This is a genomic window from Paenibacillus agaridevorans (assembly GCF_018604145.1).
Classification (GTDB): Bacteria; Bacillota; Bacilli; order Paenibacillales; family Paenibacillaceae; genus Pristimantibacillus; species Pristimantibacillus agaridevorans.
Genome location: NZ_CP075889.1, coordinates 266,862 through 278,822, shown reverse-complemented (window position 1 = coordinate 278,822; position 11,961 = coordinate 266,862). Strand labels below are relative to the sequence as shown.

The window sequence follows — 11,961 nt, the reverse complement described above, 5'->3', positions numbered from 1 at the left end:
GCTTGCAGATTAACCTTTAAGAGATCCGAGCATGATTCCTTTCACGAAGTGCTTCTGAATAAACGGGAACACCAGCAATAGAGGGATTGTTCCAATCATCAGCACTGCCGCTTTGATCGTCTCCGGCACAATCGGGATGCTGTCGCCAGCTGCTTGCTGCATGAGAAGCTGTACGTCGGCATCGCTGTTCTCGACAATCAGCCTCCGCAAATATATTTGCAGCACAATCTTGCTTTGATCCTGAATGTAGATGAGTCCGTTAAACCATTCATTCCAATGATAGACGGCGATCCACAGCGATATCGTCGCCAGAATCGGCTTCGAAAGCGGAAGAACGAGTTGAAACAAAATGCGCAAATCATTCGCGCCGTCTATCTTCACGGATTCCTCAAGCTCGCTAGGAATACTCATAAAAAAGTTTCTCATGATGAGCATATAAAACGTATTAAACAATCCGGGAATGATCAGCGCCCAGCGTGTATCGTACAACCCGATCTCTTTAATAAGCAGGAACGTCGGAATGAGTCCCCCGCTAAAGAACATGGTAACGATGACCGCCATCGTAATAAAGCCGCGATGGGGCAAATGCCTCTTCGAAAGCGCATACGCTCCTAGTGACATCACGAATACGGACAGAAAGGTGCCGACTAAGGTACGATATATCGTGTTGCCAAAGCCCACCCATATTCCTTGGAGCTTGACCGCTTGCTCGTACGCCGCCATAGTAAACGCCTTCGGATACAAGTGGATGCCAGGCTGGATCGCTTCCGCGGGAGCGCTGAGCGAAACCGACAGAACATGGATAAATGGATACAGCGTCGAAATACAGAGCAAGGTTACAATGACAACGGCAATTACTTGAAAAGCCGCTTCGCCGAATGTCATTCTGCTAAAGGCTTTCATAGAATCCCCTCCTGACCGAGCTTCTTCACCATATAATTGGTAAACAGGACAAGGGAGAACGCGATTACGTTTTTAAACAAGCCAACCGCCGTTGTGAAGCTGTACTGCAGCTGCATTAAACCAACACGGTATACATACGTATCCAGAATGTCGGCCACGCTGTACACGGCCGGATTGTACAAATTAAATATTTGATCGAAGCCAGCGTTTAGAATTTGACCTGTCTTGAAAATAAACAAAATAGCAATCACGCTCATAATGCTCGGGAGCGTTATATGAGTCGTCTGCTTCCAGCGACCGGCTCCATCCATCTTAGCTGCTTCGTACAGATGCGGATCAATGCCCGTCATCGCAGCCAAATAAATAATCGTGCCCCAGCCGATTTCCTTCCATATCGATGATAAAATCAAGGTGAAACGGAAGTAATTCGGATCGCCGAGAAAATAAATCGGCTCGATGCCAAGCCAGCCCAGCACCGCATTAACTGCCCCGGTCGTCGGCGAGAGAATGGTAATCAACAAACCGCCGAGTACGACCCAGGACAAGAAATGCGGCAAATACGATATAATTTGGCTCACTCGCTTAAACAGCTCGACCCGCAGCTCATTAAAGATAAGGGCGAGCAAGATCGGGGCCGGAAATCCAAATATAATATGGTATAAACTAATGATGACCGTATTTTTTAATATTTTGTAGAAGTCCGGAGATGCATTGAACATGTAGTCGAAATGCTTGACTCCAACCCATGGACTGTTCCAAATACCGTCCCTGATCATATAATCCTTGAAAGCAATCTGTATGCCGTACAGCGGGCCGTACTCGAATATGGCATAGTAAACAAATAGAGGAATTAACATGAGAAACAAATACTTGCTCTTCTTATACTTCGTCCAGCGCGACTCGCGTCTCTCGCCGCTCCTAAGATGACGTGCAGACGCATTTGACAGCGCATTCATCTTGCTGTTCATTCCCTTGCTCCTTTCATCCTGTGTCGATGTATCTTGGTTATGGACTCAATGTAACATTTGGGAGGTTTATGATCTATTGAACAATTTGAATTCGATGTGTAAGATCTGAACATCGATGTCTGCCTGACGATTTTACACATCTTTCACCTGCGAGTGCTCCAAAAATTCAAAAAGACACCTCCAAAAAAGGTGCCTTTTACCGTTCAAAACGAAATGTATAGGATGGCTTCAAATCATTGCGCAGATCGAATTACCAAATGGAGCAAGCAGCCGCTTGGCATGTTCCGACAAATTGTAATAGACATCGCTCGTATACAAGATCAAGGCTACTCTGGAACATGCTGCGCCATACGGATTTCGCTGCGTGTCGATCGATATTGAACAGGCGTAACGCCAAATTTGGATTTGAACTTATTGGAAAAATACTGCGAACTGCGAAATCCACTACGGCTGGCAATGGCGCCAATCGGATCCGTCGTTGTTCGAAGCAATTGCGCAGCATGCTCGAGCCTTCTAATTGTCAAATATTCAACAAATGTCAGCTGCAGCTCTTCCTTAAATAATTTGCATACGAATTGCTTTGAGTATGATGTAATTGCCGACAACTGCTCCAATGAGATATCTTCATGAATATGAAGATCGATATATTCCTTTATGCCGGAGAAAATCCTTTCGTAACGAACATTCTTTTTTTCCGTACGCTGTTCCACAACCGTCATGCTGAGCTGACGCAGTTCGGAGATTGCCTTGCCAAGCGTAGACTGCCATACAAAGGCAACAGGCTCATTCTCATTGCCGTCCAGCATCATCTTTGCCTTTGAGGCATAGAGATGAAGCTGCATCAACACAAGCTCGATCGCCTCAATCGAATATTCTTCGCCTCTCAGATCGGTCTCGCACATCGTCAAATATTGATCAAGCTCATGACGTCCCCCGCTGCGAAGCAAAGTGTCAAATGGCTCCAGCTTAAGCTCGGGATACAAACCCTTCCTGCGTTCAATCAATCGATAGCTGATGCAGCCGCTTTCCTCGCTCAAAAATCCGTATCTTCTAGCCGTTTGGGCCTCTGCCGCCGATAATGGGATGCCTTCCAATTTGTTTGTCGCCGTTCCAAATCCGGCAATATAACGGAATGACTCCGGTACTGCGGACGCTGCCAACTGCAATCGATCGCGAATGATCGCTTCCATATCGCTTCTCCATTCTTCGCACCAATACACGATAACCGCTTCATTAGCGCTGAGGACCAATAATTCCTCATACAAGGGAGATTTCTCCCCCGATTTGACCAGCAATTGCGCAAAACGACCGTACTCCATCCCTTCAAGCTCCAAGGAAACAGGCATAAAGCAGCCCTCGCTCGGAATAAGCAGCTCCTCGCCCGTAAAATCAAGATTGCCCAGAATGGCTTCCCTCCATTGCTTCTCCCTTTTCTCAGTCATGTAAACTGCACGCTGCTTATCGAGAAAACCTAATGCTTGCTCGAGCCAGCCGATTTCATTATGGCCGGACTTGGCATAGCCGCTTGCGCTTCTGACCCGCTGGGTAATGTAGCGGAATGGACCATAAACCTTCCTTGACACCACGTAGGAAACAATCGCGCCAAGCAATGCTATTGCAAGACCGGCCATCCATATCTCGCTTTTCATCTTTTGTGTCGTTAACAGAACGGAAGTTTGCGGGCGCAGCAAAGCATAATGCCAATTTAATCTCGACTGGTCGGCGGGCAAAAGAGTAATAACATTATCGTCGACTCTCACCATCTGTTCCTCTTGTTTCGGCAGATGCTTCCGTACCAATTGCAGCATGGAATCCTCCCATTCAGAAGAAGCGCCTATGACTTGCCCGTCCGCACTCATAACAACCAACTTTTCTCCGTTTGCAGTCAGATGTTCGCCTACGGATGCAATCAGTTTTTCCGCATCCAGATCGACAATCATATACCCTTTAATCTGCCCGGCTCGCGCCATATAGGGCAATGTATAGACATAGGTGATGACAATTTTATTTTCTTTATCCAGGCTCTGCGTCGCTACGTCACGTACAAACCACTGATGTGTCAAGATCGGCTTGTCAGATTGCAGCAGCTTTGCTTGCGGCGAGTTATCCGGCGAATTATGAAAATATTGATCCACTACAAAATTGTCATTGGCAAAATAAAACGATAAGTTATGCAGCATCGGAAGGGACATTGAAAGGGTTTTTAAATCTTGCGCCAAACGAGTAATCCGGTAATAGTTATTTCCTTTGCCATTGGTCAAAAAAAACTGGATCTCGCTTTCCGCTTCTACTCGTACCGTACTCAATGCTTTATTAAGCAGGGCAGAATTATAGCTCTCCAGTTGCTGGCTCTCAAGCGTCTCCCTCATGGATGCCAATTGCATCTCTCCGGTTGACCTCATTTCCTTTGTAATCATGTCAGCCGTTTTATTAAGCAATAATCCTCCGCTAAGCGTAATTAGAAGCATGGTAAGGGCTAAATGCGACATCATTAATTTGGCGAAGTAACTCCCCTTTAAACGGGCTATCATTTTAATTCCCCCTGTTGCAGATCAATCGTAATCAATCGCATAAGTTGCTTTAATTAAAGCGAGCGCCTTCTTTTTTGCATGGAGATATAGTATTATTCTGTTTGAAAGGGAGGTCGGGTTCATGAACCCTGCAGCAGCCGAGTTAAATCGAAGTTTGCAAGAAAGGATGCTGTATCCTGACGGATTAGCCGCCTGTTTCGAGCATGTATCGAAGTCTCTTGGATACGCCTTAACGATATATGATACGAAGGGATTCACCTTCAAAGATGCATCCTTGCGCGCCTCCTTTGAGCCGTATGCCATGCATACGCATCCCTTCTGCAGCTTGGTCAAGAAGAACTCGCACAATACGAAGCGCTGCATCGTCAATCGGAAATACTCTGTTCGCAAAGCGGCTACGGAGCAACGATCCTTTTACGGAAAGTGTTATATGGGCGTTGAGGAAATCGTCTTCCCTGTCGTTCACGGAGGCGAAACGATTGCCGTTGTGTTTCTCGGACAATTCGGCGCTCGAGATCAAAAGGATTTGGATTGGATCAGCGGCAAAGCAGAGCAATATCAAGTCAATCAAGAAGTTCTACTGGACATTTATAATAACATCGCCATGAAGTTGGATGAAACGATAATAGAAGACTTGCTGAAAGTCATACTGATGATCAGTCAGTTCGTCGTGCTTGCTTATCAATCTACGCTGCTTTCCTCACAGATTAACGATACTATCGAACTTCCAGTTGCCGAAACCAGCTTATCCAGGGTGCAGGCTGTTGCCAAGCTCGCAATGGAACGGGTGCAAAGTACCTACCATGAAACCTTTAGCCTGACCACTATAGCGAGACACTGCAATTGCAGCACAGGTTATGTCAGCCGCTGCTTCTCGCAAGTGTTTGGCATGTCTCTCGTAAAATATGTCAACCAAATTCGAGTACAGCATGCAAAGTCGCTGCTCGGCGCGACAACATTATCCATTACGGAAATCGCTTTATCTCTGGGTTTTAATGATACAAATTATTTTAGCAAAGTATTTAAATCCATTGCGGGAACTTCCCCTGTCGCCTATCGAAGGCGAGAATAACGAGAGCTGCCGAATCTCCCGTCTAGACGAAGTATAAACCATTCTCGAAGTAAGCGCCTTCATTATTTTGATCAGATGGGGTAAAATTCTGTACAGAAAAAGCTCTTGGGATATTTTGATCCCAAGAGCTTTTTTTCCTAAAAGTCAGTCCAAGACTAGTATTTGCCTAACAAGCGACAACGGCATCCTATGGTTTATCTACTCGTTGTTCGCCGCCTGCAGGACGATCTACATAATAATGATCGATGGATGCTTCCGCAATATCTCCAAATGCCCAATTCGTCCCAGCAACGTCGGACCAAAGATCCGTCGTAACGCCATAAAGCGGCCCGCGATCGAACAAACGGTTAATCGTAGCAACGGCTTCGGCGCGAGTTAACGAATTTTGCGGTTTAAAGGTGCCGTCCGGATATCCATTCATCACATTGGCCGACTTCGCCGCATCGATCGCTCCTGCAGCCCAATGGCCGTTCAGATCGGTAAAGTAGATGGATGCCCCTTGCTTCGAATCGGCAACCAATTGCTTGAATCGGGAGCTTATCGCGGCCATTTCGGCCCTTGTAATGGCGTCTTCCGGACGGAAGTTGCCATTTGGATCACCGATAATCAGACCGAATGCTCTTACCTTCTCAATGTATGCCGCTGCCCAATGCTGTGCGGCAACATCCTTAAATACTACCTTCGTTCCCACAGTGTTCTCTGGCGTTTCTCCCAAATTGCGAGCCAGCAGCGCAGCAAGCTCGGCTCTCGTAATCTGGCGATTCGGCCGGAAAGTGCGATCCGGATACCCGTTAATATACGCGGAATGGAAGCCGATTTCCTCTTCCCCAGCCTCTCCGTTTTCCACATCCTCACCGGAATCGACATTAGGTATAATGATCGGCGCTGGCGGCGTTTGAAGTTCGACAATCGTAAACGTACTAAATTTATTAATCTCAATAGACATTCCGATAGGTGTATCATGCTCGTCACGCACAATCGTTCCTTGCCTCATCACTTTTTCCCCATCGCTGTGTTCGATATAGACGCGTAGATTATTTAAGTTAACGGCAGATGGGTTGATATTGTTTTGAGCAAAAGAAATAAACAAAGTCGTGTCAAAATCGCTGTAATTGGTTTCAATAATTAATGGCAAACCACGCATGACGACATAACGTCCTTCGGTGCTCGACGGCAGCCGGCCCCTTACTTCCGATTGAAGTTCCAGGCTCTTGAGCGGAATCAGGCGGAAGAACAAATCCAAATTATTTTGATCCATAGCCTGTAATGTAGTTTCGCTAAGAGTAATCGTTGCGTAGTCGGTCTGAATATTGAGGCCAAAGCCTCGTTCCGCCAGGAGAAGCATTGCACCTGTTGGGATTTCGACCGCGATCTCATCCGCCGCATCCTCTGGCAATTCGTCAATTACGATGGTTGCTGTATTACCGTCAGACCCGGCATTGCTAACCACATCTGCAGCTTGATCTGGCGTCAATATCACTTTGTCGATTTTGGAATTCGTTTCACCTGCATCATTTTTTACAAGGATGCGGGAGATTGGAATCGGTACGGTATCATCAGTTTGATTTACGACCTGTACATTTCTGTTGTAGCTGCTGTCCTCTTCTTTTGTTACGCCTTGCGCTTTCACAATAAGCAGGAACGTTCTTGTTTTTTCAACGCCGTTCTTTTCTATTTTGGCTGTTAATATAACACTTTGTTCTTTTGTTTGGCGCACTACATCAGCTGTAAGTGTATGTTCGGATGATTCGGGTATGACAACCGCGGTAGGTTTGCTGGAGGTCCAGCTCACGTCAGTCGCATATGCTCCAACCGACAATAAGAACAGAGAACCTGTAACGCTCTCCCATGTATCGCCTTCGGTAAAGCCGACTTTTAACAATCTGGCTGCTTCCGCTACCGCTTGCCCGTCCGTTAAAGCTAATTCAATCGCAGTGGCCTCACTCTCCAAATCTCCCGTTACCGTAACAGTGAAAGTTAGAATATCGCCTTCCTGCAATTCTTCCAATCCTTCAATGACAACTTCGCCGGCAACCGAACCCGTATTTGTGCCTCGTCCGATGATAGCTCCATCATCATATACAACAACCTCGGCGCCTGCAGGCACGTTATTTACCACAGCTCTGCCTGCCAATACATCTACAGTAATCGTGCTAGTTGCAGGAGCTTCGCTTTGCCGATTAACGGTTACGACTAACGGCTCGCTGGCAGAATGATTGTCGATTGTCAAAGTAACATCGATCTCTTCTTGGTATATCAGAGCCGGATCTAAGAGATCCACCGTGACTTCCGCAGGACTGTTGCCTGAGTTTTTAGCAGTCCCTAAAATTTTACCGTCATTATTGCGGACCGTTATCGTTCCGCCGGCAGGTACATCCCGCACAGCCACTTTGTTAGCAGTTGCATTAGCTACAATATCACTGGACTCAGCCTGCCAAAGGGTCACGTCGTACACTGCCGTCAACGGCGTACGTGTGCTTTCTCTCTTACGCAGTTCCGTGATAGTAACTTCAACCTCTTGTCCATCCGCCAAGCCAGCCGCAACCGTGACGACCACTTGAGCGGAAGCTGTTCCATTGTTCGTTGCCGTACCGATCACGTCGCCGGTTGCTTTGCCATATACCTTGACGATCGCTCCTGCCGGCACGTTCGACACCGTTACTTGATCTGTCGTCGCATTCCCAGCCGATTCCGCCGACGGCGCTCCGCTTTGCTCGAATACTGACGTTATCGTAGTCGCAACGCTCTCGGATTTGTTCTCTTCTGTCAATGTAACCGAAATCGTCTCTCCGATCGCCAACTCTTCAAGATCTTCAATCGTTACGTCTGCTGTTGTCGCTCCACCATTCGTAGCGCGGCCGATCTCCACGCCATCGTTACCGTATACAATGACTGTTGCGCCAGCCGGCACATTCGTCACCGTTACTTCTGCAGCTGTTCCGTCTGCAATAATCGCCGAAGCTTGCAGCGCTGCTGTCACATCAAACACCGCCGTCTTCGGCGTAGCTGTACTTTCCAACTTGCGAAGCTCTGTAATGGAAACTTCAACTTCTTGTCCATCCGTCAAGCCGCCTGCAATCGTGACGACCACTTGAGCAGAAGCTGTTCCATTGTTCGTTTCTGTACCGATCACGTCGCCAGTTGCTACGTCATATACCTGGACGATCGCTCCTGCCGGCACGTTTTGTACCGTCACCTTATCCGTCGTTGCATTCGCAGCTAATTCCTGCGCTGTTGGCGCTGTGCTACGTTCGAATACTGGCGTTACCGTTACTTTCGCGCTCTCCGACTTGTTATTCTCATGCAAGCTGACGGAGATCGTTTCGCCGATCGCCAACTGTGTCAAATCTTCAATCGTTACATTTCCGGCTGCTGCGCCGGTGTTCGTTCCGCGACCGATTTCATCGCCGTTGCTGTCATACACAATAACCGTCACGCCCGCTGGCATGTTCGCCACCGTCACTTCTGCCGCTGTGCCGTCTGCAGTAATCGCCGAAGCTTGCGGCGCTGCTGTCACATCGTACACCGCCGTCACGGACGTTGCTGTGCTTTCCAGCTTGCGCGACTCCGTAAGTGTAACTTCAACTTCCTGGCTATTCGCCAAGCCGCTTCCAATGGTGACAGTGATTGTTGCGGTAGAGCCGCCACTGTTTGTTGCCGTGCCAATCTCGTTGCCGCTTGTCACGTCATACACCTTGACTACCATGCCCGCCGGTACGTTCGCTACCGTCACGGCATCTGTCGTTGCATTTGCCGACAGATTCGGCGCCAATGGCGCTGCGCTGCGTTCGAACACTGGCGTTACCGTTACTTTCGCGCTCTCCGACTTGTTATTCTCATGCAAGCTGACGGAGATCGTGTCGCCAATCGCCAACTGTGTCAAATCTACAATCGTGACGCTTCCGGCTGTCGCTCCGCTGTTCGTGCCGCGGCCAATCTCATCACCATTGTGATCATACACAATGACCTTTGCGCCAGCCGGCACATTCGCCACAGTTACTTCTGCAGCTGTTCCGTCAGCCGTAATGTCGGACGCTGATGGAGCAGCCGTCACATCGTATACCGCCGTCTTCGGCGTAGCTGTACTTTCCAACTTGCGAAGCCCTGTAATGGAAACTTCAACCTCTTGTCCATCCGTCAAGCCGCCCGCAATCGTGACGACCACTTGAGCGGAGCCTGCTCCATTGTTAGTTGCCGTGCCGATCTCGTTGCCAGTTGCTTCGTCATATACCTTGACGATCGCCCCTGCCGGCACGTTAGGCACCGTTACTTGATCTGTCGTTGCATTCGCAGACGAGTCCAACGCCGATGGCGCTGCGCTTTGCTCGAACACTGGCGTTACCGTAGTTGCCGCGCTCTCCGCCTTGCCCGTCTCGCTGATCGTAACCGTAATCGCCTCTCCGATCGTCAACTCTATCAAATCTTCAACCGTAACGTTTGCTGTTGCTGATCCGTTATTCGTAGCGCGGCCAATTTCTACGCCATCGTGATCATACACAATAACTGTCGCGCCCGCTGGCACATTCGCCACCGTCACTTCTGCCCCTGTGCCGTCTGCCGTAATCGCCGAAACTTGCGGCGCTGCTGTCACATCGTACACCGCCGTCACCGACGTTGCTGTGCTTTCCAGCTTGCGCGGCTCCGTTAGTGTGACTTCGACTTCCTGGCTATTCACCAAGCCGCTCGCTATTGTGACAGTGACTGTTGCTGCGCTGCCGCCACTGTTTGTTGCCGTGCCAATCTCGTTGCCGCTTGTCACGTCATACACCGTGACTACTGTGCCCGCCGGTACGTTCGCTACCGTCACAGCATCTGTCGTTGCATTCGCCGACAGATTTGGTGCTAATGGCGCTGCGCTGCGCTCGAACACTGGCGTTACCGTCACTTTCGCGCTCTCCGATTTGTTATTCTCATGCAAGCTGACGGAGATCGTTTCGCCGATCGTCATTTCTGTCAAAGCTTCAATCGTCACGCTTCCTGCTGCCACACCGCTGTTCGTGCCGCGACCGATTTCAACACCGTTGCCGTCATACACGATAACCGTCGCGCCCGCTGGCACGTTCGCCACCGTCACTTCTGCCGCTGTGCCGGCTGCAGTGATATCTGCTATAACTGGAGCTGGGCTTTTCTGATTAATATTAGTGATGTTATATGTAACTTCATTGCTGAAATTCCCTTGATCTACAGCTCTAGCCTTAAGGACCACATTGTCATTAACAGAGAACGGATTAGAATAAGGAAGCCATGTCAATCCATTATCAGTCGTATATTCAATGGTTCCAGCTAATGCGGACAACGTGACAACCACCGAATCCGCAGGTTCGGTTGTATTTAAACTGATTGTCGGCGGAAGTACTGCACCCGCATCTGATATATCCGAGAGATTTTTGGAGTGGCTCCCTGCAGCAATAGTAGCCCCATTAGTAGGATTGCTTAACTCGATCGTAACTGTATTGCCCGGTACAGTAATCGTTTTAGACGTTTCACCGTCATTAAACGACACCACGCCTGTACCAACCGTTGCACCATTCTCGTCCTTTGCAGTCCACGTCGCGGATATTGCGCCATCGCTGCCAGTGGTGCGTTCAATCGTAATATCAAAATCTTCCCTGCTATCGATGACTAGCTCTCCTGGCATCGCAGCACGGTCGTTAAAGCTCCCCGCTTTGATAAATACATTTGAATCGTAGGAGGCGTCACCACCATCTGCAATAGCTATCTTGATTGTATTCGTCACACCAGGATGAACAGCAACTGATACAGACATGACAATAGTCAAACCATCCATTGCAGTGCCAAGCTGTTTCCCACTCGATCCAACATTATCTATAAAATACTGCGGATTTTTCGGATTTGTCCCAAGAGGGTTGCCACCGTTAACGTTGTTAATCGAAACCGGAGTTGTCGTACCCGGTATAAGGGCCGCATTATTGCCATTTACAAAAAACGCAAACACATCGTTGTACTCATCATTTGCATACTCATGATATTCCTCTGATGAAAACACGTACTGGAACGAAATCTTGTCCCCTTGAGGAACAAACTCAAACTCCAATATAGCTGCATCGAGTGTTGTGAGACTTGCTAAGTCTGTCAAGTTTTGATCGCCAGGCGTATTATGTTGAGTTGTTCTGTTAGGAGTCTGGTGATTCCCCATAACATCAACAGCCTTGCCCGTACTTAGTATAATCCCTTCATCAAAACCGATAATGCCATTGCCTCCACTAAAAGTACCAAATGCGTTGGCATGACCCGTTAATTTAATATTCGACGCTGTGATCCCATTGCCCAACATTGAATTGACCAACGCTGCCTTATCGTTATTTTGAGTCACGTTCAATCCGGCAGCAGCCGACACGCTGCCACTTCCAATGCCGCCTAATACCGACATCACCATCGTTGCCAGTAAAAGATAAGCCACGAACCGATTCAAGACTTTAGTCATCTTAAAACATCCTCCTCATGTAACAGCTAAAGACATAAATCA

5 protein-coding genes are annotated in these 11,961 nt (G+C 48.3%); 1 reads left to right on the top strand and 4 read right to left on the bottom strand.

All coding sequences use genetic code 11. The annotated features are described in order from the left end of the window. Positions 1–9: 9 nt before the first annotated feature. The 3 genes from KJW29_RS01075 to KJW29_RS01065 form a co-directional block, all read right to left on the bottom strand. Complete coding sequence (locus KJW29_RS01075; protein WP_214628426.1) at positions 10–903, bottom strand: carbohydrate ABC transporter permease; 894 nt, start codon at positions 901–903, stop codon at positions 10–12. Continuing rightward, positions 900–1,871 (bottom strand): ABC transporter permease, encoded by a 972-nt coding sequence (locus KJW29_RS01070; protein WP_214628425.1) that lies wholly within the window; start codon positions 1,869–1,871, stop codon positions 900–902. The genes KJW29_RS01075 and KJW29_RS01070 overlap by 4 nt, the downstream gene beginning before the upstream one ends. A 326-nt stretch (positions 1,872–2,197) precedes the next feature. After that, complete coding sequence (locus tag KJW29_RS01065) at positions 2,198–4,402, bottom strand: response regulator transcription factor (RefSeq protein ID WP_214628424.1); 2,205 nt, start codon at positions 4,400–4,402, stop codon at positions 2,198–2,200. A gap of 121 nt (positions 4,403–4,523) precedes the next feature. Between KJW29_RS01065 and KJW29_RS01060 the strand changes: the two genes are divergently transcribed. Beyond that, entirely contained in the window at positions 4,524–5,474 is a 951-nt protein-coding gene (locus KJW29_RS01060) for a helix-turn-helix domain-containing protein (protein ID WP_214628423.1), read from the top strand. A 187-nt stretch (positions 5,475–5,661) separates the two neighbouring features. Here KJW29_RS01060 and KJW29_RS01055 read toward each other — a convergent pair whose 3' ends face one another. Continuing rightward, the gene (locus KJW29_RS01055) at positions 5,662–11,919 is read right to left on the bottom strand and encodes a choice-of-anchor L domain-containing protein (protein WP_214628422.1); all 6,258 of its coding nucleotides are present in this window, start codon (positions 11,917–11,919) and stop codon (positions 5,662–5,664) included. Positions 11,920–11,961 lie beyond the last annotated feature (42 nt).